This window comes from Pseudomonas sp. Fl5BN2 (genome assembly GCF_009908205.1).
Lineage (GTDB): Bacteria > Pseudomonadota > Gammaproteobacteria > Pseudomonadales > Pseudomonadaceae > Aquipseudomonas.
In genome coordinates this window covers 124,901-146,924 of sequence record NZ_JAAARL010000017.1, presented here as the reverse complement: position 1 = coordinate 146,924, position 22,024 = coordinate 124,901, and the positions used below count along the sequence as shown (strand labels likewise).

Here is a 22,024-nt window from a genome sequence, read left to right as displayed (position 1 = left end):
TCTTGAGGGACAGCCTGTTCGCCCCGGCCCCAACCATGACCCACTTCCTGCTTGCCCTTATCAGCACCGCCCTGATCAACAACTTTGTGTTGCAGTGGCCCCTGGGCGTTGATCCGCTGCTCCAGGTCCCAACTGGCACTACTCGGCAACGGCTCCACGCCCTGGGCCTTGCCACCACGGCCTTGATGCTGGTCAGCAGCGTGCTGGGGCATGTCCTTTATCGTGGGCTGCTGGTGCCCTGGGGCCTGGAGTCGCTGCAGTTGTTCCTGTGGCTGCCCTTGAGCGTGCTGCTGATCAAACCACTTCTGAGCCTGCTGTCCCGAGCCCTGCCCAGACTGCCGTTCGACGGCCTCTGGCCCTTGCTCCTGGGCAACGCCGGCATACTTGGCCTGCTGTTGATCGCCAGCCAGGAGAACCTTGGGCTGGTGACCCTCAGCGCCATGAGCCTGGGTGCCGGACTGGGTTTCTGGCTGGTATTGGGTCTGTTCAGTGACCTGCGCCAACGTATCTCCACCAACGATGTTCCGCTGCCCTGGCAAGGCCTGCCGATCGACCTGATCAGCGCCGGTCTGTTGGCAGTGGCGTTTCTCGGCTTCAACGGACTGATCAAAACATGAGTCTGATTCAACGCATCGATGCCCTGCTGCCCCAGACCCAATGCGGCAAGTGCGGCCATCCCGGATGTCAGCCCTATGCCCAGGGCATTGCTGATGGCGAGGCTATCAACAAGTGCCCGCCCGGAGGCCAGGAAACCATTGCGGCCTTGGCGCAGTTACTCAAGCTGCCCGTACTGGAGCTGGACCACAGTCGCGGCCAAGCCCCAGCCCAGGTGGCGCATATCCGTGAAGCCGAATGCATCGGCTGTACCAAGTGCATTCAAGCCTGCCCGGTGGATGCCATCGTTGGCGCGGCCAAATTGATGCACACCGTACTCATCGACGAATGCACCGGCTGCGATTTGTGCGTGGCGCCCTGCCCTGTGGACTGCATCGACATGCTGCCGCTGCCCGAGGCCCGGGTGGTAGCAATTGTCGGCGGCCTGGCCAAAAGCGCCGAGCAACTGCTGGCCCGCAGTGACAAGCGCGATCATGCGCGGCGGCGCTTCGAACAACGCAATGCACGGCTGCAACGGGAAGAGGCGCGGCGTCTGGCAGAACGCCAAGCACGGGCGCAACGCGCCGCCCAGGCTACCGACAACAGCCAGGATCCACTGCAGGCGGCCATCGAACGCGTTCGCGCACAAAAAGCCGCAGCCGCCGATGCCGCGCTGAAAAAAGCCAAGATCGATCTGGCGATGAGTCGGACGCAGTTGAACAAGTCGCTCAAGGCCTTCGGTCATCCACCGACCTTCGAACAACAATCGCAACTGATCGTCCTGCAGAGTCAGTTCCAGAACGCCGAGCAGGCACTGCTCCAGCTGGAGGCCGAGGCACCACCTGCTCCGGCCCCAGTGGCCAAGGATGCCGACCTCAAGCGAGCGAAGATCCAGCTGGCAACACGCCGCGCCGAACTGAAAAAAGCCCAGGCCGCAGGCGCTTCGAGCACAGAGCTGGAAGCCTTGAGCGCCGCTCTGGCGACTGCCGAGCAAGCCCTGCATGCCGCCGAGGCTGCCAGTGAAAAGCCCGCCCCGGTGCTCACCTGCATCGACAAACGCCCGATTGACCCACAGTTGCGGCAACTGAAAACCGAGCTGGCCTATGCCCGCGCCGACTTGAACAGACTGCAGCGCCAGGTCGATAGCAACCCCGAACAACAGGCCCAGGCCCAGGCTCGCCTGAATGAGGCCGAGCGCCAGGTGAACGCCCATGACGCTGGCTGACGGAGTCGATCTACGCCTGCGCCAGGCCATGCAGAGAGTGCTGCTGGCCACGCTGCCAGGTCTGTTGGTACTTCTGTGGCTGTACGGCTGGGGACTGTTGCTCAACCTGCTACTGACAGTCAGTGGTGCCCTGGCCATGGAAGCCCTGGTCATGTTCCTGCGTCGACGCCCATTACCGCCCGCCCTCAGTGATGGCAGTGCACTGGTCAGCGCCACCCTGCTGGCCCTGGCCTTGCCACCCTACTGCCCCTGGTGGCTACCGCTGAGTACCGCGGCCTGCGCCATGCTCTTTGGCAAGCAGCTATACGGCGGGGTCGGGCAAAACCCCTTCAATCCGGCCATGTTGGGGTATGCCCTGGCCTTGTTGTGCTTCCCACAATCGATGACTCACTGGCCGGCCCCCCATGCCATGGACCTGCTCGGCGGCCTGCAGCAGGTTTTCGGCTTCGGCAGCGATTTGCGAGCGGATGCCTGGGCCCAGGCCACCGCACTGGACAGCCTGCGGATCAACAAGAGCCTGACCATCGACGAACTCTTTGCCGGCAACCCGGCCTTCGGCCATTTTGGTGGCCGAGGGGCCGAATGGGTGAACCTGGGGTTTCTCGCCGGAGGCCTGTTTCTGCTGCAGCAACGAGTCATCAGTTGGCAGGCCCCGGTGGGGATGCTGGGCGCCCTATTGCTGATCAGCCTGTTGTGCTGGAACGGTACCGGTTCCGACTCCCATGGCTCACCGCTGTTTCACCTGCTCAGCGGTGCCAGCATGCTCGGCGCATTCTTCATCGTCACAGAGCCGGTGTCCGGCCCCAAGGCGGCGAAAGCCCGACTGCTGTTTGGCATCGGCGTCGGCCTGTTGACTTATCTGATCCGAACCTGGGGCGGCTATCCGGACGGGGTCGCATTCGCCGTGCTGTTGATGAACCTCGCAGTGCCCGCACTGGAACGGTTCTGTGGCGCCGAACAACAGGTCCGCACATCATGAAGAGAACTCGCAGCCTGCTCTTGCTACTGGTGCTCGCCGCCCTGGGCGTCGGCGCCACCCTGTGGCTGCAACACGCTACCGCGCCCCACATCGACGCCGAGCAGCGAGCATTGCAGGCGCGCAAGCTGCTGGATGTACTGCCCTCCGGCAGCTATGACAATCATCCACTGGATCACCCGCTGCACCTGAACGATGTGCAATTGAGCAACAGTCGCTTGCTGGACGGCTATCTGGCGACCCTCGATGGCCAACCCAGCGCATTGCTGTTGCGCAGCCAGGTCACGGGTTACGCCGGCCCCATCGAGCTGTTGATCGCCATCGACAGTCATGGGCGCCTGCTAGGTAGCAAAACCCTCAAACAGGATGAAACCCCGGGACTGGGCGGCCGTATCGCCGAGCACCCCAACGCCTGGCTACAGGGCTTTTCCGGAAAGTCCCGCAATGATCCAGGCGACAACGCCTGGGCCTTGAAGAAGGACAATGGGCAATTCGATCAAATCGCCGGTGCCACCATCACCTCCCGGGCCGTAGTCAGTGCCCTGCACGATGCCCTGCGCTACTTCGACGAGCATCGCGAGCAGTTACTCAGCGGAGCGCCCCATGAGTAAGCCACTGTCCTTGCCGGGCCTGCTGATGCTGACACCGCTGATCGGGGCCACAGACTCCTGGGTCAAGGCCATTGGCCTGGCCCTGGCCTGCATGCTGCTGATCAGCACCTTTGGTGCCAGCATGCAGCTGCTGCGCCCACGCATCGAGAAGCGCTGCCAATTGCTCGCCAGCCTGCTGCTCAGCGCCGCCCTCGGCAGCTGCCTGTGGCTGGCGCTGCAAGCCTGGAGTTATGAACTGCACCAGCAACTGGGGCTTTACCTGGGCTTGCTGGCACTGCAATGCGTGGTCCTGGAGCAGGCAGGCTTTTTCCAGCACCCCGCCCGCTTACGCCTGGCCGGCGGTTTCTGTAGTGCACTGATAGTGCTGGGCGCCTTGCGCGAACTGCTGGGTACCGGCGCGCTGGGCAACCATCTGGGTTGGCTCGCCGGCCTCGCGGATGATGGCAGCGGCTGGGTGCTGCTGCCGCAAGGCGGACTACGCCTGCTGACACTGGCCCCCGGCGGTTTTATCCTGCTGGGTCTGCTATTGGCCGCGCAACGGGCCTGGGCCGCCTCTTCGATCTTCAACCGACCGCCTTCGAGGAAATGAACCACCCATGAATGCCGCCAAACGTCTGGAAATATTTCGCCGACTTCACGAAGACAACCCCGAGCCGAAAACCGAGCTGGCCTACTCCTCGCCATTCGAGTTGCTGATCGCAGTCATTCTTTCGGCGCAATCGACCGACGTCGGAGTCAACAAGGCGACCGCCAAACTCTTCCCCGTGGCCAATACACCGGCGGCTATTCATGCCCTGGGGGTCGAGGGCCTGTCCGAATACATCAAGACCATTGGCCTCTACAACAGCAAGGCGAAGAACGTCATCGAGACCTGTCGCTTGCTGGTGGAACGCCACAATGGTGAAGTGCCGCAGACCCGCGAAGAACTGGAAGCGTTGCCCGGTGTCGGGCGCAAGACCGCCAATGTGGTGCTCAACACGGCATTTCGACAGCTGACCATGGCTGTGGACACGCATATCTTCCGCGTCAGCAATCGCACCGGGCTGGCGCCCGGAAAGGACGTGGTAGAGGTTGAAAAGAAACTGATGAAGTTCGTGCCCAAGGAGTTTTTGCTGGACTCTCATCACTGGCTGATCCTGCACGGTCGCTATGTCTGCGTGGCACGCAAGCCGCGTTGCGGCGCCTGTCGAATCGAAGACCTGTGCGAATACAAGCAAAAGACTTCTGACGATTGACTGAGCATTGATTTTTCTGATGAGTCGATTGAAAAAATCTTTTTTACCCGCCAGGAGAATATCGCTATAAGGGGCGCCAATGGCAGTCTTAGCCTGGAGTTGACCCTATGAGCACTGGCAAAGAACAACTGGACGTAGAAGACGACTTCATCGCGGCTGAAACAGATGATTCCGAACCCGTAGTCGAGGTGGCGAAAACCAACCTGAGCAAGCGCCGTACTATCGACAATCTTCTGGAAGAACGGCGTTTGCAAAAGCAACTGGCCGATTACGACTTTGATCTCTAGCAGCAGAAAAACCTCCCATCGGAGGTTTTTTTGTGCCTCCCCAACCGGTTGAAGTCTGACCGATCAGCCTTCAGGGCTGACCGGTCATGCCTGCGCTGAAGCGGTAGCCCATCCAGCGCTAGCGCTTCAGGGCAATAGCCCAGCAAACACTCACACCAACTGATGACGCTGGGCAAACTCGATCAGATCAACCAATGAACGGGCATTGAGCTTGGCGAGCAGTCGACGCTTATAAGTGCTGACAGTCTTGTTGCTCAAACACAGTCCTTCGGCGATCTCCTTGTTACTCATGCCATTGGTGAGTTGCTTCAATACGACCAACTCACGACCGGAAAGTAACTCGATCATTTCTTCCTCGCTGCTGGCGCCCTGACTCGATCGAAAGGTGTGTAGCGCTTCATTGGGAAAGTAGCTGTAACCCGCCAGTACCGCCCGTACTGCACTGATCAACTCGGTAATATCCTGCTGCTTGCACACGTAGCCGGCAGCCCCGGCCTGCATGCAGCGCATGGAAAAGGGCCCAGGAAGCTGAAGGGTCAAAACCAGGACTTTAATCGGTGGGGCCTTGGACATCAGACGGGCTATCACTTCAAGACCATCCAACTGTGGAATCCCGATATCCAGGATCAAGATATCGGGAACATGTTCAAGAGCTAACTTCAATGCATCCATGCCGTTGTCTGCCTCTGCTACTACATCAAAGCCATGACGCTCCATTAACATGCGCACAGCCAAGCGAATAACAGGGTGATCATCCACGATCAATACTCTTTTCATAGGTCCATCCAAGTCCTGAGAGTTATTTTTAGAGCCAGCACAATACCGCAGAGAAGTGACTCTGACACTGCGTCTCAGGGGGTTACGGGCTTACGAGGACGATCCTTACAAACAATACCGAATTGCCTTACAAAATAATTTAGATAAAGGTCGCTTACTCTGGAGAACGCTTAAGATTAATCACTAAAGAAGCTACTTTTCGTACTAAAACTTAGCTAAAAATCAAAAGCATCAATAGCCAATCTTAGTCGCCGACAAATAACAGCAGCACATTCAACAAAGTCATCTTCAATTTGCCTCGCGTACAACCAACTGACATTTGAATTAACCGAGGCAAAAAAAACCCCGCTTATCGCGGGGTTCCTTTAACGTTCTCAGCAATCAGACCAGAGTCCGACCCTTGTTCGCCGCAATACGCATGCGTAAGGCGTTGAGCTTGATGAAGCCTGCTGCGTCCGCCTGGTTGTAGGCGCCGCCGTCCTCTTCGAAGGTGGCGATGTTGGCATCGAACAGCGACTCATCGGACTTGCGGCCGGTAACGATCACATTGCCTTTATACAGCTTCAGGCGAACCACACCGTTCACGTGGGCCTGGGAGGCGTCGATCATCTGTTGCAGCATCAGACGCTCCGGGCTCCACCAGTAGCCGGTGTAGATCAGGCTGGCGTACTTGGGCATCAGCTCGTCTTTGAGGTGAGCCACTTCACGGTCCAGGGTGATGGACTCGATGGCGCGGTGGGCACGCAACATGATAGTGCCGCCAGGAGTCTCGTAGCAGCCACGGGACTTCATGCCCACGTAACGGTTCTCGACGATGTCCAGACGACCAATACCGTGTTCACCACCGATGCGGTTCAAGGTCGCCAGCACGGTAGCCGGAGTCATTTCGACGCCGTCCAGTGCAACGATGTCGCCGTTGCGATAGGTCAGTTCCAGATACTGCGGGGCGTCAGGAGCGTTCTCCGGAGAGACGGTCCAACGCCACATGTCTTCTTCGTGCTCGGTCCAGGTGTCTTCCAGCACGCCGCCTTCATAGGAGATGTGCAGCAGGTTGGCGTCCATCGAGTACGGCGACTTCTTCTTGCCGTGGCGCTCGATCGGGATACCGTGCTTCTCGGCATAGTCCATCAGCTTCTCGCGGGACAGCAGGTCCCACTCGCGCCATGGAGCGATAACCTTCACACCTGGCTTCAAGGCATAGGCACCCAGCTCGAAACGAACCTGGTCGTTGCCCTTGCCGGTGGCGCCATGGGAAATGGCATCAGCACCAGTTTCGTTGGCAATCTCGATCAGACGCTTGGCGATCAACGGGCGAGCGATGGAAGTACCCAGCAGGTACTCACCTTCGTAAACGGTGTTGGCGCGGAACATCGGGAAAACGAAATCGCGCACGAACTCTTCACGCAGGTCGTCAATGTAGATCTCTTTCACGCCCATGGCTTGCGCCTTGGCACGTGCAGGCTCGACTTCTTCGCCCTGACCCAGGTCAGCAGTGAAAGTCACTACTTCACAGTTATAAGTATCCTGCAGCCACTTGAGGATCACCGAAGTGTCCAGGCCGCCGGAATACGCGAGAACGACCTTGTTTACGTCGGCCATGCCATCACTCCACGGGGTTGTACGGAAAGCCGCCAAGTCTACCGATCCACGCGGATAATTTACAGAGGCGCGACAGCTTAAGACGACCAGGCGACAGATTATGTCGAGCGCGCGACGACGACAGCCGTATCAGGAAGTCGCCGCAGCGCTGGAACCGGAGGCGGCCTGAGGCGCCGGAGCCGGTTTTTCGGTAGGGGCGACCCGTTCCAGATGCACATTTACCCGGCGATTCTTGGCCCGGTTCGCGGCATTGGTATTGGGCGCCAGGGGATAGCGCTCGCCGTGGAAGCGCACCACGATCTGGTTTTCGGCCAGGCCGGCGGCCTTGAAGAACTCCATCACCGCCAAAGCTCGGCGGCGGGACAAGTCACGATTGGTCAGGCGGTTGCCACTGTTGTCAGAGTGCCCGTCCAACTCGACGTGATTGACCGTCGGGTCCGCCTTGATGAAGTCCACCATGACCTGCAGCCTGGCCTTGGCTCGCGCATCCAGGTCAATGCCACCACCAGGGAAACCGATCTCGGCCTGTTTCACTTGCTCGTAGTTCATCGGCAGCAGCTTGGCCATGCACCCCTGATAATCGCTATAGGCCTTGCTGAACTTCACCGGCAACAGACGCACTTCGGACACACCGCCCTCACGGGAGAAATGCCGGACCACCGGACTGCGCCCTTCCAGCAGGCCAATGATCAAGCGTCCGGCCTGCATCTGGTTGCTGTTGAACAGCACGCCCTCAGAACCGGCCTTGACCGCACCAAGGTTGATATCGCCACGCCCCGGCTGCCAGGGAGCGGCTGCAGCGAGCAAGGTCGCCGAACCACCCGCCTGCATCGGGTTGAAGCTCTTGAGACGGAAAATCGCCTGCTCGCCGGCACGACGAACGAATTCGCCGGAACCGAAATCGGTGACGGGTTGAATCAGCCGGCACTCGAACTTATCGCCTTCGACCGTCCACTCAATGCTCTCCAGGCGAGTCTGGAAAGTGAGAGCCATCGCGGGCAGGCTGGCAAACACACTGAGCAAGGCTAGATAACGCTGGCGCACGGGAGGCTCCACTGACGTGTACTAAAAAATCGGCAGGCATTAATTCGCCATACCTTCGGGATATCGGTTGCTCGTCGCAAAACTTGATAGCGAGTGCCTGGAAGAGTCTTTTCCGGTAGCATTCCCTCGAGTTTTACCCGCCTGGAACCTCCAATGTCCGACCGCCTGACCCTGCTGCGTCCCGACGACTGGCATATTCATCTTCGCGATGGGGCCGTGTTGCCCAATACAGTCGCAGATGTCGCGCGCACCTTTGGCCGCGCCATCATCATGCCTAACCTGGTACCTCCGGTGCGCAACGCCGTGGAAGCCGACGCCTATCGCCAGCGCATTCTCGCTGCGCGGCCGGCCGGCAGCCGCTTCGAGCCGCTGATGGTGCTCTACCTGACCGACCGCACCCAACCGGACGAGATCCGCGCAGCCAAGGCCTGTGGTTTCGTGCACGCGGCCAAGCTGTACCCGGCCGGCGCGACCACCAACTCGGATTCGGGCGTGACCAGCATCGACACGATCTTTCCGGTGCTCGAAGCCATGGCCGAAGTAGGCCTGCCGCTGTTGATCCACGGTGAAGTGACCCGCGGCGATGTGGATGTCTTTGACCGCGAGAAGATCTTCATCGACGAGCATATGCGTCGTGTGGTCGAGCGCTTCCCCAGCCTGAAGGTGGTCTTCGAGCACATCACCACCAGTGAAGCGGTGCAGTTCGTCAAGGAGGCCTCGACCAATGTTGGCGCCACCATCACCGCGCACCACTTGCTGTACAACCGCAACCACATGCTGGTGGGCGGTATTCGTCCGCACTTCTATTGCCTGCCGATTCTCAAGCGCAACACGCACCAGGAAGCCCTCCTGGATGCAGCCACCAGCGGCAGTGAGAAGTTCTTCCTCGGCACCGACTCGGCGCCCCACGCCCAGCATGCCAAGGAAGCCGCTTGCGGTTGTGCCGGCTGCTACAGCGCCTTTGCCGCGATCGAGCTCTACGCTGAGGCGTTCGAACAGCGCAATGCCCTGGACCGACTGGAAGCGTTTGCCAGCCTCAATGGCCCACGTTTCTATGGCCTGCCGGCCAACACTGATCGCATTACCCTGGTTCGTGAAGAATGGACCGCCCCCGCTAGCCTGCCGTTCGGTGAGCTGACTGTCATTCCGCTGCGCGCCGGAGAAAAACTGCGCTGGCGCCTGCTGGAGGATCACTCGTGAGTGACGACCATTTCGACGACGAACAAGAAGGTAACAGCGGCGGTCCTCGCCACCCCATGGCGGCACGCTTTCGCGGTTACCTGCCGGTAGTCGTCGACGTTGAAACCGGTGGTTTCAACTCGGCCACCGACGCCCTGCTGGAAATTGCCGCAACGACCATCGGCATGGATGAAAAGGGGTTCGTGTTTCCTGAACACACCTACTTCTTCCGGGTCGAGCCTTTTGAAGGTGCGAACATCGAAGCGGCTGCCCTGGAATTTACCGGGATCAAGCTCGACCATCCCCTGCGCATGGCTGTCAGTGAAGAAACCGCCCTCACCGATATCTTCCGTGGTGTGCGCAAGGCGCTGAAAGCCAATGGCTGCAAACGCGCCATCCTGGTGGGTCACAACAGCAGCTTCGATCTGGGCTTTCTCAACGCAGCCGTTGCGCGCCTGGACATGAAGCGCAACCCGTTCCACCCGTTCTCCAGCTTCGACACGGCAACCCTCGCCGGCCTGGCTTACGGCCAGACGGTACTGGCCAAGGCCTGTCAGAGCGCGGATATCGACTTTGACGGTCGCGAGGCTCATTCGGCTCGCTACGACACCGAGAAGACCGCCGAACTGTTCTGCGGCATCGTCAACCGTTGGAAGCAGATGGGCGGCTGGCAAGACTTCGACGACTGAATTCAGTCGCCAAATCGCGCCCATGAAAAAACCGGCCCTTAGGCCGGTTTTTTTATGCGTGACACCAGGCTTACAGCTTGCCGGCGTTCTCGCTCAGGTATGCAGCAACGCCTTCTGGCGAAGCGGTCATGCCCTTGTCGCCTTTCTTCCAGTTGGCAGGGCAGACTTCGCCGTGCTCTTCGTGGAATTGCAGAGCGTCGACCAGACGAATCAGCTCTTCCATGTTACGGCCCAGCGGCAGGTCGTTGATGATCTGCGAACGAACCACGCCTTTGTCGTCGATCAGGAATGCGCCACGGAAAGCCACGCCGCCTTCGGATTCAACGTCATAGGCCTTGGCAATGTCGTGCTTCATGTCAGCGGCCATGATGTATTGAACCTGACCGATGCCGCCGGCATTGATCGGGGTGTTGCGCCAGGCGTTGTGGGTGAAGTGCGAGTCGATCGAAACAGCGATCACTTCAACGTTGCGTGCCTTGAAGTCGGCCATGCGGTGGTCCAGAGCAATCAGCTCGGACGGGCAAACGAAAGTGAAGTCCAGCGGGTAGAAGAACACCAGGCCGTATTTGCCTTTGATGGCCGAGGACAGGGTGAAGCTGTCGACGATTTCGCCATTGCCGAGAACGGCCGGTACGGTGAAGTCAGGGGCTTGTTTGCCTACGAGTACGCTCATTGGAGATCTCCTGGTGTGGACGTAGTAATAGAAGAAGGGGATTGGCCTCGAGTCTGCCACGCGGTTGCGACAGCTCTGTGACCTGACCCCACTTCGCAAGGACCGACCATCATACACCGCGTTTTTGAGCTGTCCTTAACGGTTTTTCGCCAGGCTGGCCCACAAAGTGGAAAATGCGATTGATCTGTCATTATCGCCAACGAAACCGTTCGTCACCCCAGAAAGAAACTGCAACAAACACCACCGAAACCACTTTGACAATCATTCTCGTTAACATTAAGATCCATCGCAATTGAGCCCTAACCAGCGACGGTTCTCATCCTATGTATGTCTGCCTCTGCACCGGTGTTACCGACGGACAAATTCGCGAAGCGATCTATGAAGGTTGCTGCAGCTACCGCGAAGTGCGTCAGACAACAGGCGTTGCCAGCCAATGCGGAAAATGTGCATGCCTGGCCAAACAAGTGGTCCGCGAAACCCTGACCGAATTGCAGAGCAGCCAAGCAGCCATTCCCTATCCCGTGGAATTTAATGTTGCTTGATTTAGCGAATAAATAGCACTGTTTCAAACAACCGGACCTAGCGTCCGGTTTTTTTATGCCTGTAATTCAATCGCTTAGAGACAAAACGCGGAACACAAACATTCTTATTCCGATTAATTTTCATATATTATTCAATAACTTAGGTTTGACAGTAATGTTTGTGCAGCTCAGACTCTGCCCATGTTCCACTAAATACAGGGCAGGACCCCATCATGAAAGGCGACATCACAGTCATCCAGCACCTCAACAAAATCCTTGCCAATGAACTGGTCGCGATCAATCAGTACTTCCTGCATGCGCGCATGTATGAAGATTGGGGGCTGAACAAACTGGGCAAGCACGAGTATCACGAGTCCATCGACGAGATGAAGCATGCGGACAAGCTGATCAAGCGCATCCTCTTCCTCGAAGGCCTGCCGAACGTCCAGGACCTGGGCAAGCTGCACATCGGCGAACACACCAAGGAAATGCTCGAGTGTGACCTGCGCATCGAGCGTACCGGCCATGCGGACCTCAAGGTCGCCATCGCTCACTGTGAATCGGTAGGTGACTTCGGCAGTCGTGAACTGCTGGAAGATATTCTTGAATCCGAAGAAGAACACATCGACTGGCTGGAAACTCAACTTGGCCTGATCGACAAAGTTGGTATCGAGAACTATCTGCAATCGCAAATGGGTGACGAGTAAGTTAACTCGTAAAGCTCAGGCGATAAAAAGCCCCGCCCTCGTAAGAGAGGCGGGGCTTTTTTATTACGCGGATATATTCACGTAAAAAGCAGGAGCAAATGCGCGTATGGAACATCCTGAGAATGACAAAAGGACTTTGAGGATTCTCAGGACTTCTTCGCCGGCAAGCGGGACACTGCCCCGCTGCTCCTACAGCGCAACGAGACTCAGGCCTCGGTCTTGGCAGCGGCTTTCTCGGCGGCGGCCTTGACCAGGGTCTGCAACTCACCGTTGGCAAACATTTCAGCCATGATGTCGCTGCCCCCAACCAGCTCACCACCCACCCACAGTTGCGGGAAGGTTGGCCAGTTGGCGTACTTGGGCAGGTTGGCGCGAATTTCCGGGTTCTGCAGGATGTCCACGTAAGCGAACTTCTCACCACAGCCCATTACGGCCTGAGCGGCTTTCGCAGAGAAGCCGCACTGCGGGGCATTCGGCGAGCCTTTCATGTAAAGCAGAATGGTGTTGTTGGCAATCTGCTCTTTAATAGTTTCGATGATATCCATGGAACACCTCGGCTGAACTTTCCGACTCTGTTGTCGGCACGGTGGCGCATTGTAACGGAATCCTGAGCGCCCTGCTCGGCCTCTCCGACAGACATCTCAGGCCGCCGCCACCTTGACCGGCACCCCGTTCAACGCTGCGTTCCCCGACAACACATCGAGCTGGCGCTCATCAGTCAGGTCATTGGCGCTGCAGCCAGGCTGCTCCGTGGCAATCGCCATGTGGACGCCTGGCCGTCCATGCCCCCAGCCATGGGGCAGGCTGACCACTCCCGGCATCATCTCGCTGCTGGCCAACACTTCCACCTCCACCGCACCGACCCGGGAGCTGATCCGCACCCGCTGGCCATCACTCAGACCTCGGCGGGCCAGATCCTCTGGATGCATCAACAACTGGTGACGGGGCTTGCCCTTCACCAAACGGTGATAGTTATGCATCCAGGAATTGTTACTGCGCACATGTCGCCGCCCAATCAGCAGCAATTCATCCTCCTGCGGTGCACGCAGAGCGGCAAACCGTGCAAGGTCAGCCATGATCGCTGCCGGTGCGGCCTGAATCCGCCGATTCTCAGTCTTCAAGCGTGCTGCCAAATTCGGCTGCAGCGCTCCCAGGTCGATGCCGTGCGGATGTTGGTCCAAAGTCGCCAGCGACAGCTTGAGCGTCGAAGCATCCCCGTAGGGTCCGGCTCGCAAGCCCATATCGATCATTTGCGCTGGCGCGATGGTCGGTTTGAGCGGACTGCCGGTTCTTGCAGCAAACGCCTTGGCCAAGCCAACGAATATCTCCCAATCATGCAATGCACCTTCGGGCTTGGGCAGAATTGCCCGGTTGAAGCGGCTGACATTGCGCACCGCGAACAGGTTGAAGGTGGTGTCGTAGTGATCGTTCTCCAGGGCCGAGGTGGACGGCAGAATCAGGTCCGCATAACGGGTGGTTTCATTGATGTACAAGTCGATGCTGAGCATGAACTCCAAACCCTCCAGAGCCTGCTCCAACTGTCGACCATTGGGCGTGGACAACACTGGGTTGCCCGCCACTGTGATCAAGGCACGCACCTGCCCATCGCCCTCGGTGAGCATTTCCTCGGCCAGTGCCGACACCGGCAGCTCGCCGCCGTACTCCGGCAGCCCGGAAACCCGACTCTGCCAGACATTGAAATGACCACCAGACGTCGCTGCCACCAGATCCACCGCCGGCGAGGTGCACAAAGCCCCGCCCACCCGATCAAGATTGCCGGTAACCAGATTGAGCAGTTGCAGCAACCAATGGCACAGCGTACCGAACGCTTGAGTCGAAACCCCCATGCGGCCATAGCAAACCGCCTTGTCCGCCGAGGCGAACTCTCGCGCCAACTGGCGAATCTGCGCTGCCGGAATGGCGCACAGCGGGCTCATGGCCTCCGCAGTGAAACGGAAAATGGCTTGGTGCACCTCGGCCAGACCGTCTACCTGCAGGTGACTGTCGCGGGTCGGTCCTTCCTCGAAAATGCTGTTCAGCAGGCCAAACAGCAAAGCCACATCACCGCCCGGGCGGACGAACAGATGCTGATCGGCCATCGCCGCCGTTTCGCTGCGCCGCGGATCAACCACCACCACCTTGCCGCCACGGGCCTGGATTGCCTTCAGGCGTTTCTCCACATCTGGCACGGTCATGATGCTGCCGTTGGACGCCAGGGGATTGCCGCCCAGGATCAGCATGAAATCGGTGTGGTCGATATCGGGAATCGGCAGCAGCAAACCGTGGCCGTACATCAAGTAGCTGGTCAGGTGCTGCGGCAGTTGATCGACCGAAGTGGCCGAGAAGCGGTTGCGGGTCTTGAGCGGCCCCAGAAAATAGTTGCTGTGGGTCATCAATCCATAATTGTGGACACTCGGATTCCCCTGGTACGTTGCCACCGCGTTATTGCCATGACGCTCCTGGATACTCGCCAGACGCTCCGCTACCAGGGCAAAAGCCTCATCCCATTCAATCGGCTGCCACTCATTGCCGACACGCCGCACCGGTTGGCGCAGGCGATCCGGATCATTCTGGATATCTTGCAAGGCCACCGCCTTGGGGCAGATATGACCACGACTGAAGCTGTCCTGGGGATCACCCTTGATCGAGGTGATGCGTGGGCCGCTGCCCTCTTCTTCGGTGATTTCCAGGGACAGGCCGCAGATAGCTTCACACAGATGGCAGGCACGGTGATGGAGAGTCTTGGTCATGGCCAGTCTCTATTGTTTGATGGCGACCCGTATGCGGTCACTGGGAGCAAAAACTATGGCGGCTGCCTCCAGCGGACACCAGCGACGTTCGCCATATGAATTCACAGCCATCACCCTCGGCCATGATCGCAGTGCTCAATTAGAGGGCAGCCTCGGTGCACCGTCCGAGGAGATTTGCACTGTCGAGTCGATGGGCCCTTGCTCCGCATACACCCCGGACAGCTCGGCGAGCAATCGCCAGTGCTCATCCAGACCGGCACTCAGGGTCATCATTCGGTCGATCATCTTGCGCGCCGCGGCACAAGTGACGGGATCCTCGCTGCGCAGCAGCTCGAAAGAAAACGCCGTCACTGAGGCGGTCATGTCGGTGAGCGTGCGGGCCGTGAGCCCCAACAGCGTCATCAGTTGTTGCTCCTTGGACTCCATTGCACACGCTTCCCTACTGCCGATTGATCTTTATAACCTCAGCACTTTGCATTAGGAAATATTTCAGTCTGGCAACTCGCAGAATACTCAGGGAAGCCCCTCGGCCCACAGGTCAGAAAACGACCGCAACCGCACTGCCACCGCCTCGCTCGATTGCCAAGCCGCGTTGGGGCAGTGTACAAATGCCTGGCTGCTGCCTGGAAACTGGTCTCAAAAGTGCTAGCGCATTCGCGTCCTGGCCTCTCTGAATGCCCATAATCGCTGTAGCACTATTGGTAAGACGCGACATTTAATTATAAGATCGCGCCTTCCCCTATTTCGTCGCCCCGTGCGGCTTTCGCCGCAGGTCCAGCCCGTTGTTCGATTAAACAAGGCTTTGAGAATCTGCGGTCCGTTGCAAAAAGGTAGTTAATGATGAGCGCAAGGCACTTTCTCTCCCTGATGGATTGCACGCCCGAAGAGCTGGTCAGTGTGATTCGTCGAGGCATCGAGCTGAAGGACCTGCGTAACCGCGGCGTACTCTTCGAGCCTTTGAAAAATCGTGTGCTTGGCATGATTTTCGAGAAGTCGTCGACCCGTACCCGACTGTCTTTCGAAGCCGGCATGATCCAGCTCGGCGGCCAAGCCATCTTCCTTTCGCCACGGGACACCCAACTGGGACGTGGCGAGCCCATCGGCGATTGCGCCATCGTCATGTCGCGCATGCTCGACGCGGTGATGATCCGTACCTTTGCCCACAGCACCCTGACCGAGTTTGCGGCCAATTCCCGCGTACCGGTGATCAATGGCCTGTCCGACGATTTGCACCCGTGCCAGTTGCTGGCCGACATGCAGACCTTCCTTGAGCATCGCGGCTCGATCCAGGGCAAGACCGTGGCCTGGATAGGCGACGGCAACAACATGTGCAACAGCTATATAGAAGCGGCCATCCAATTCGACTTCCAACTGCGTATCGCTTGCCCGGAAGGTTATGAGCCGAACCCAGAGTTCGTAGCCAAGGCCGGCGATCGTGTAATCATTGTCCGCGATCCTCGCGAAGCCGTAACCGGAGCCCACCTGGTGAGTACTGACGTCTGGACCTCCATGGGCCAGGAAGAAGAGACCGCCAAGCGCCTGAAGCTGTTCGCTCCGTTCCAGGTAAACCGCGCCCTGCTCGACCTGGCGGCGCCGGACGTGCTGTTCATGCATTGCCTGCCCGCCCACCGCGGCGAGGAAATCAGCCTTGACCTGCTGGACGACTCACGCTCGGTGGCTTGGGATCAGGCGGAAAACCGTCTCCACGCACAGAAGGCCCTGCTCGAGTTTCTCGTCGAGCCGGCGTACCACCACGCATGAGCCAGCCATTACTGCTGAACCTGCGCAATCTGGCGTGCGGCTACCAGGACCAACGGGTAGTGCAGAACCTCAACCTGCACCTCAATGCCGGGGATATTGGCTGCCTGCTGGGCTCATCCGGCTGCGGCAAAACCACTACCCTGCGCGCCATCGCCGGATTCGAGCCGGTGCATGAAGGTGAAATCCAGCTGGCTGGCGAGACCATTTCCAGCGCTGGCTTCACCCTGGCACCGGAGAAGCGTCGAATCGGCATGGTGTTCCAGGATTACGCCCTGTTCCCGCACCTGAGCGTGGCAGACAACATTGCCTTCGGTATCCGCAAGCACCCACAGAAAGATCGGGTGGTTGGCGAGTTGCTGGAGCTGGTCAACCTGAAGAATCTCGGAAAGCGCTTTCCCCACGAGTTGTCCGGCGGCCAACAGCAGCGAGTGGCCCTGGCCCGCGCCCTGGCACCGGAACCGCAACTGCTGCTGCTCGACGAACCGTTCTCCAATCTTGACGGCGAGCTGCGACGCAAGCTCAGCCACGAGGTGCGTGACATCCTCAAGGCCCGTGGCACCAGCGCGATCCTGGTGACCCATGACCAGGAAGAAGCCTTTGCCGTGAGTGATCAGGTAGGGGTGTTCAAGGAGGGTCGCCTGGAGCAGTGGGACACGCCCTATAACCTCTACCACGAACCACAGACGCCCTTTGTCGCCAGCTTCATTGGCCAGGGCTACTTCATTCGCGGTCAGTTGAGCAGCCCGGAATCGGTACAGACCGAACTGGGCATGCTGCAAGGCAACCGGGCCTACACCTGGCCGGCCGGCGGCGCGGTGGACGTGCTGCTGCGCCCTGACGATATTGTCTATGCGCCGGACAGTGGCCTGAAAGCGCGTATCGTCGGCAAGACTTTCCTTGGTGCCTCGACCCTGTATCGCCTGCAACTGCCTACCGGCAGCCAGCTGGAGTCGATCTTCCCGAGCCATGCAGATCACCAGGTTGGTGCGGACGTAGGGATCCGGGTCGCCGCGGAACACCTGGTGCTGTTCCAGGCCTCGGGCAGCACGGCGGCGCAGATTCCCGCCAGCGACTCAGGAGTGCGCCGCTACAGCAGCGCTCACTGAGCACGCCTCGCTGGCAAGCCTGCTCCTACAACACCGCACGTAGGAGTCGGCTTGCCGACGAAAGTCCCGGCCGATCATTGCAGATGTAAATGCCCACTCGCGATCAATCGGGCATGCCCACCGATCTTCACGCGCTCGCCTTCCAGCCGACAGAACAAGGCACCACCCCGCGCGGAGCACTGATAAGCACTCAACTGCTGCTTGCCCAACTGCTGCGCCCAGTATGGCGTCAGGCAGCAATGGGTCGAACCCGTGACAGGGTCCTCATCGATGCCGATGGCCGGGGCAAAATAACGCGAGACAAAGTCATGCTTGTCGCCTCGGGCGGTAACAATCACCCCTGGCCAAGGCAGCTTGGCCAATGCCGCCATGTCCGGTCGGCACTCGCGCACCGCCTGCTCGGATTCCAGCACCGCCAATAACTCATTGGCTCCCAGCAACTCGACCACCTTGGTACCCAACGCCTGCGCCACTACCTCCAATCCAGCCTGACCGCCAGGACTGCGCAGGGGGAAGTCCAGCCACAGCAGCCCGCCCTCCCGGGTGACACTCAACGGCCCGGAGCGACTGAGAAATTCGATGCGTTGCGCCGACTCTTCATAAATTTCGAACAATACGTAGGCACTGGCCAAGGTGGCATGCCCGCACAAGGGCACCTCAGTCGCCGGGGTGAACCAGCGGATGCGCCAGCCTTGCGCCTCGCGCACTACAAAGGCGGTTTCCGCCAGGTTGTGCTCGGCAGCGATCTGCTGCATCAACTCATCACTGAGCCATGACTCGAGCCGATAAACCATCGCCGGATTGCCGGCGAATGGTCGATCGCTGAACGCATCGATCTGATGAAACTCAAGCTGCATAACCTTTCTCCTTGAACAGTCGAGCGCCAGCATGGGCCCCGGGACAAGGAACGCGACAGACACAGAAGGGAAGATTTTCCTGCATACAGCAGCGGCCTGATCCACCGCCGACACTTCGACTCAAGAACGCCCGATATCGGCGAACTTCGCCTGCGTATGTTCGGCCAGCACAGCAGCTGCCAACTCCACCTCCAGACCACGACGGCCGGCACTGACGAAAATGCTGGCGAACGGTTGTGCGCTGTTATCAATAAAGGTCCGCAGGCGTTTCTTCTGCCCTAGCGGGCTGATCCCCCCCAGGAGATAACCGGTGGCACGCTGGGCGGCGGCCGGATCAGCCATCTCAGCCTTTTTCACCCCGGCCGCCTGGGCCAGCGCCTTCAGATCAAGACTTCCGACGACCGGCACCACCGCCACCAGCAATTCGCCCTTTTCACTGCAGGCCAGCAGCGTCTTGAACACCTGCGCCGGATCGAGGTTGAGCTTCTCCGCTGCCTCCAGGCCATAAGACGCTGCCTTGGGATCATGTTCGTAACTGTGGATACGATGTTCGGCGCGAACTTTTTTCAGCAGGTCCAGTGCGGGGGTCATGACAGCTCCAGGCGATGGATGAAGAGGAAAAAAAGCCCACGGATTTTAGGCCATTCATCAGCAAAAGGCTCTATTACAAGCCTTGATAACCGCCCCTTGAGTCTTGGGGAGCGAGGGTTCCTATCACTCACGGAACCAGCCCCCGGAATCATTCATTTGATTGATATCTATAAAATGACCACTAGTTCACTTTCGACCTTTGACAGCGGTGTTTCTTGTCTATATTTTTTCGTTTCTGAATATGATGCGACAGATCCAAAGTTGCACCCCGTAGCAAGACGAGGTCGGAATGGGGATTCCCTCTTCGTTGGAAGTCGCGCTCCATGCCTTTTGCAGCAGCGCCAGACAACAACAAAAATCGAGGTTCACAATGACAACTGCTCTGCAACAACCGTCGCTATCGGGCCAATGCATCGCCGAGTTCCTGGGTACTGCACTGTTGATCTTCTTCGGCACCGGCTGTGTCGCCGCGCTCAAGGTCGCGGGCGCCAGCTTCGGCCTGTGGGAAATCAGCATCATCTGGGGGATCGGCGTCAGCATGGCGATCTACCTGACCGCCGGCGTCTCCGGCGCGCACCTGAACCCGGCCGTAAGTATCGCGCTGTGCCTCTTCGCCGATTTTGAAAAACGCAAACTGCCGTTCTACATCCTCGCCCAGATCGCCGGCGCCTTCTGCGCAGCTCTGTTGGTTTACACGCTGTACAGCAACCTATTCTTCGATTTCGAACAAGCCCACCAGATGATCCGTGGCTCACAGGCCAGCCTGGAACTGGCCTCGGTGTTCTCCACCTTCCCCAACCCGGCGCTGTCCACTGCCCAGGCGTTCCTGGTGGAAGTGGTGATCACCGCGATCCTCATGGGGGTGATCATGTCCCTGACCGACGACAACAATGGCCTGCCTCGGGGCCCGATGGCGCCATTGCTGATCGGCCTGCTGATTGCCGTGATCGGCAGCGCCATGGGCCCACTGACCGGCTTTGCGATGAACCCGGCGCGGGACTTCGGACCTAAACTGATGACGTTCTTTGCTGGCTGGGGTGAAATTTCGTTTACTGGCGGCCGTGATATTCCCTATTTCCTGGTGCCAATCTTCGCCCCGATCCTCGGTGCCTGCCTCGGTGCAGCGGCCTATCGCGGGTTGATTGCCCGTCATCTACCCAGCGCCGCCCCTGCCCCTGAGGCAGAACAGGCCACCGATGGCAAAGTAAAAGCTTCCTGAATCCAGCGGTGCGTGATCCTGCCCAAACCGATCACGTGCCGGTTCTCACTCCCTTATTTCGTCCAAGGCAATCGACATGACCGACATTCAGAATAAGAACTACATCATTGCCCTTGATCAGGGTACGACCAGCTCCCGGGCGATCATTTTCGATCGCGACGCCAACGTGGTCTGCACTGCTCAGCGTGAATTCGCCCAGCATTACCCACAGGCCGGCTGGGTCGAGCATGACCCAATGGAAATCTTCGCCACCCAGAGCGCAGTGATGGTCGAGGCCCTGGCACAAGCCGGCCTGCATCACGATCAGGTGGCTGCCATTGGCATCACCAACCAACGTGAAACCACTGTGGTCTGGGACAAGAGCACCGGCCGGCCGATCTACAACGCCATCGTCTGGCAGTGCCGCCGCAGCACCGAGATCTGCCAGCAGCTCAAGCGCGACGGCCTGGAAGACTACATCCGCGACACTACCGGCCTGGTCACCGACCCCTACTTCTCCGGCACCAAGCTCAAGTGGATCCTCGACAACGTCGAAGGCAGTCGCGAGCGCGCGCGCAACGGCGAACTGCTGTTTGGCACCATCGACAGCTGGCTGATCTGGAAATTCACTGGCGGCAAGACCCACGTCACCGACTACACCAATGCCTCGCGCACCATGCTCTTCAACATCCACACCCTGGAGTGGGATGCGAAGATGCTGGAGGTACTGGATATCCCACGGGAAATTCTGCCGGAAGTGAAGTCCTCCTCGGAAATCTACGGCCGCACCAAAAGCGGCATTGCCATCGGCGGCATTGCCGGCGATCAGCAAGCGGCCCTGTTCGGCCAGATGTGCGTAGAACCGGGCCAGGCGAAAAACACCTACGGTACGGGCTGCTTCCTGCTGATGAACACCGGCGACAAGGCGGTCAAGTCCAAGCACGGCATGCTCACCACCATCGCTTGCGGCCCGCGTGGCGAAGTGGCTTATGCCCTGGAAGGCGCGGTATTCAACGGTGGTTCCACCGTGCAATGGCTGCGTGATGAACTGAAAATCATCAACGATGCCCATGACACCGAATACTTCGCCAACAAGGTCAAGGACAGCAATGGCGTGTACCTGGTACCGGCCTTCACCGGTCTCGGCGCTCCGTACTGGGACCCCTATGCCCGTGGCGCACTGTTTGGCCTGACACGCGGTGTGCGGGTGGACCACATCATCCGCGCCGCCCTGGAATCCATCGCCTACCAGACCCGCGATGTACTCGACGCCATGCAGCAAGACTCCGGCGAACGCCTGAAAGCACTGCGGGTGGACGGTGGTGCTGTGGCCAACAACTTCCTCATGCAGTTCCAGGCCGACATTCTCGGCACCCTGGTGGAACGCCCGCAAATGCGTGAAACCACGGCCCTGGGCGCTGCCTACCTGGCAGGCCTGGCGTGCGGCTTCTGGGGCAGCCTGGAAGAACTGCGGGGCAAGGCAGTGATCGAGCGTGAGTTCGAGCCAACGCTGGCTGAGGCGGAGAAAGAAAGCCTGTACGCCGGCTGGAAGAAGGCCGTCAGCCGCACCCGCGACTGGGAGCCCCACGAGGAGGCCAAATAAGCCATCAGCCGGATTCGTATCCGGTTGTAACTGGCAGGGAG

The 22,024-nt window shown here is 59.1% G+C and carries 24 protein-coding genes; 15 read left to right on the top strand and 9 right to left on the bottom strand.

The window, feature by feature from the left end:
- Positions 1 to 35: 35 nt before the first annotated feature.
- The 7 genes from GV819_RS23135 to GV819_RS23105 all read left to right on the top strand — a co-directional run bounded on the left by GV819_RS23135 (position 36) and on the right by GV819_RS23105 (position 4,928).
- Positions 36 to 617 carry an Rnf-Nqr domain containing protein gene (locus GV819_RS23135; RefSeq protein WP_161758367.1) on the top strand — a complete coding sequence of 194 codons (582 nt, stop codon included), beginning with the start codon at positions 36 to 38 and terminating at the stop codon, positions 615 to 617.
- Complete coding sequence (gene rsxB, locus GV819_RS23130) at positions 614 to 1,819, top strand: electron transport complex subunit RsxB (RefSeq protein WP_161758366.1); 1,206 nt, start codon at positions 614 to 616, stop codon at positions 1,817 to 1,819. The genes GV819_RS23135 and rsxB overlap by 4 nt, the downstream gene beginning before the upstream one ends.
- Positions 1,806 to 2,798, top strand: coding sequence for an RnfABCDGE type electron transport complex subunit D (locus GV819_RS23125; RefSeq protein WP_161758365.1), 993 nt, complete (start codon positions 1,806 to 1,808; stop codon positions 2,796 to 2,798). Before rsxB ends, GV819_RS23125 begins: the two co-directional genes overlap by 14 nt.
- Positions 2,795 to 3,406, top strand: coding sequence for an RnfABCDGE type electron transport complex subunit G (locus GV819_RS23120; RefSeq protein WP_161758364.1), 612 nt, complete (start codon positions 2,795 to 2,797; stop codon positions 3,404 to 3,406). Before GV819_RS23125 ends, GV819_RS23120 begins: the two co-directional genes overlap by 4 nt.
- Complete coding sequence (locus GV819_RS23115) at positions 3,399 to 3,995, top strand: Rnf-Nqr domain containing protein (RefSeq protein WP_161758363.1); 597 nt, start codon at positions 3,399 to 3,401, stop codon at positions 3,993 to 3,995. Before GV819_RS23120 ends, GV819_RS23115 begins: the two co-directional genes overlap by 8 nt.
- A 7-nt stretch (positions 3,996 to 4,002) precedes the next feature.
- A complete protein-coding gene (nth, locus tag GV819_RS23110) occupies positions 4,003 to 4,641 on the top strand; it encodes an endonuclease III (protein ID WP_161758362.1) in 639 nt (212 codons plus the stop codon).
- 107 nt (positions 4,642 to 4,748) lie between these two features.
- Entirely contained in the window at positions 4,749 to 4,928 is a 180-nt protein-coding gene (locus GV819_RS23105) for a PA3496 family putative envelope integrity protein (RefSeq protein ID WP_161758361.1), read from the top strand.
- Positions 4,929 to 5,078: 150 nt separating this feature from the next.
- On the opposite strand, the gene GV819_RS23100 is transcribed toward GV819_RS23105, so the two are convergent.
- The 3 genes from GV819_RS23100 to GV819_RS23090 all read right to left on the bottom strand — a co-directional run bounded on the left by GV819_RS23100 (position 5,079) and on the right by GV819_RS23090 (position 8,348).
- Positions 5,079 to 5,705 carry a response regulator transcription factor gene (locus GV819_RS23100; RefSeq protein WP_161758360.1) on the bottom strand — a complete coding sequence of 209 codons (627 nt, stop codon included), beginning with the start codon at positions 5,703 to 5,705 and terminating at the stop codon, positions 5,079 to 5,081.
- Between the two features lie 381 nt (positions 5,706 to 6,086).
- A complete protein-coding gene (locus tag GV819_RS23095; RefSeq protein WP_161758359.1) occupies positions 6,087 to 7,304 on the bottom strand; it encodes an argininosuccinate synthase in 1,218 nt (405 codons plus the stop codon).
- 129 nt (positions 7,305 to 7,433) lie between these two features.
- The gene (locus tag GV819_RS23090) at positions 7,434 to 8,348 is read right to left on the bottom strand and encodes a flagellar protein MotY (protein WP_161758358.1); all 915 of its coding nucleotides are present in this window, start codon (positions 8,346 to 8,348) and stop codon (positions 7,434 to 7,436) included.
- Between the two features lie 153 nt (positions 8,349 to 8,501).
- Between GV819_RS23090 and pyrC the strand changes: the two genes are divergently transcribed.
- Positions 8,502 to 9,548 carry a dihydroorotase gene (gene pyrC, locus GV819_RS23085; protein WP_161758357.1) on the top strand — a complete coding sequence of 349 codons (1,047 nt, stop codon included), beginning with the start codon at positions 8,502 to 8,504 and terminating at the stop codon, positions 9,546 to 9,548.
- Entirely contained in the window at positions 9,545 to 10,216 is a 672-nt protein-coding gene (rnt, locus tag GV819_RS23080) for a ribonuclease T (RefSeq protein ID WP_015636816.1), read from the top strand. The genes pyrC and rnt overlap by 4 nt, the downstream gene beginning before the upstream one ends.
- 70 nt (positions 10,217 to 10,286) lie before the next feature.
- On the opposite strand, the gene GV819_RS23075 is transcribed toward rnt, so the two are convergent.
- A complete protein-coding gene (locus GV819_RS23075; RefSeq protein ID WP_020298582.1) occupies positions 10,287 to 10,889 on the bottom strand; it encodes a peroxiredoxin in 603 nt (200 codons plus the stop codon).
- A gap of 323 nt (positions 10,890 to 11,212) precedes the next feature.
- Between GV819_RS23075 and GV819_RS23070 the strand changes: the two genes are divergently transcribed.
- Entirely contained in the window at positions 11,213 to 11,431 is a 219-nt protein-coding gene (locus GV819_RS23070) for a bacterioferritin-associated ferredoxin (RefSeq protein ID WP_161758356.1), read from the top strand.
- A 212-nt stretch (positions 11,432 to 11,643) separates the two neighbouring features.
- Positions 11,644 to 12,117, top strand: a complete 474-nt coding sequence (gene bfr, locus GV819_RS23065; protein ID WP_092311010.1) for a bacterioferritin — start codon at positions 11,644 to 11,646, stop codon at positions 12,115 to 12,117.
- 206 nt (positions 12,118 to 12,323) lie between these two features.
- Here the strand turns inward: bfr and grxD are convergent, their stop codons facing one another.
- The 3 genes from grxD to GV819_RS23050 form a co-directional block, all read right to left on the bottom strand.
- Positions 12,324 to 12,662, bottom strand: coding sequence for a Grx4 family monothiol glutaredoxin (gene grxD / locus GV819_RS23060; protein ID WP_025129648.1), 339 nt, complete (start codon positions 12,660 to 12,662; stop codon positions 12,324 to 12,326).
- A gap of 96 nt (positions 12,663 to 12,758) precedes the next feature.
- Positions 12,759 to 14,867: a molybdopterin oxidoreductase family protein gene (locus GV819_RS23055; RefSeq protein WP_161758355.1), complete on the bottom strand. Its 2,109-nt coding sequence runs from the start codon at positions 14,865 to 14,867 to the stop codon at positions 12,759 to 12,761.
- Between the two features lie 135 nt (positions 14,868 to 15,002).
- The gene (locus GV819_RS23050; protein ID WP_161758354.1) at positions 15,003 to 15,293 is read right to left on the bottom strand and encodes a hypothetical protein; all 291 of its coding nucleotides are present in this window, start codon (positions 15,291 to 15,293) and stop codon (positions 15,003 to 15,005) included.
- Between the two features lie 414 nt (positions 15,294 to 15,707).
- On the opposite strand from GV819_RS23050, the gene argF reads away from it, so the two are divergent.
- Both argF and GV819_RS23040 read left to right on the top strand, forming a co-directional pair.
- Positions 15,708 to 16,628 carry an ornithine carbamoyltransferase gene (gene argF, locus GV819_RS23045; protein WP_161758353.1) on the top strand — a complete coding sequence of 307 codons (921 nt, stop codon included), beginning with the start codon at positions 15,708 to 15,710 and terminating at the stop codon, positions 16,626 to 16,628.
- Positions 16,625 to 17,734, top strand: a complete 1,110-nt coding sequence (locus tag GV819_RS23040) for an ABC transporter ATP-binding protein (protein WP_161758352.1) — start codon at positions 16,625 to 16,627, stop codon at positions 17,732 to 17,734. The genes argF and GV819_RS23040 overlap by 4 nt, the downstream gene beginning before the upstream one ends.
- Positions 17,735 to 17,808: 74 nt before the next feature.
- Here the strand turns inward: GV819_RS23040 and GV819_RS23035 are convergent, their stop codons facing one another.
- Both GV819_RS23035 and ybaK read right to left on the bottom strand, forming a co-directional pair.
- The gene (locus GV819_RS23035; RefSeq protein WP_161758351.1) at positions 17,809 to 18,591 is read right to left on the bottom strand and encodes a PhzF family phenazine biosynthesis protein; all 783 of its coding nucleotides are present in this window, start codon (positions 18,589 to 18,591) and stop codon (positions 17,809 to 17,811) included.
- Positions 18,592 to 18,711: 120 nt separating this feature from the next.
- Positions 18,712 to 19,182, bottom strand: a complete 471-nt coding sequence (ybaK, locus tag GV819_RS23030; protein ID WP_161758350.1) for a Cys-tRNA(Pro) deacylase — start codon at positions 19,180 to 19,182, stop codon at positions 18,712 to 18,714.
- Between the two features lie 370 nt (positions 19,183 to 19,552).
- Between ybaK and GV819_RS23025 the strand changes: the two genes are divergently transcribed.
- The gene (locus GV819_RS23025; RefSeq protein ID WP_161758349.1) at positions 19,553 to 20,401 is read left to right on the top strand and encodes an MIP/aquaporin family protein; all 849 of its coding nucleotides are present in this window, start codon (positions 19,553 to 19,555) and stop codon (positions 20,399 to 20,401) included.
- Between the two features lie 76 nt (positions 20,402 to 20,477).
- The gene (gene glpK, locus GV819_RS23020; protein ID WP_161758348.1) at positions 20,478 to 21,983 is read left to right on the top strand and encodes a glycerol kinase GlpK; all 1,506 of its coding nucleotides are present in this window, start codon (positions 20,478 to 20,480) and stop codon (positions 21,981 to 21,983) included.
- The last annotated feature ends 41 nt before the right edge of the window (positions 21,984 to 22,024 follow it).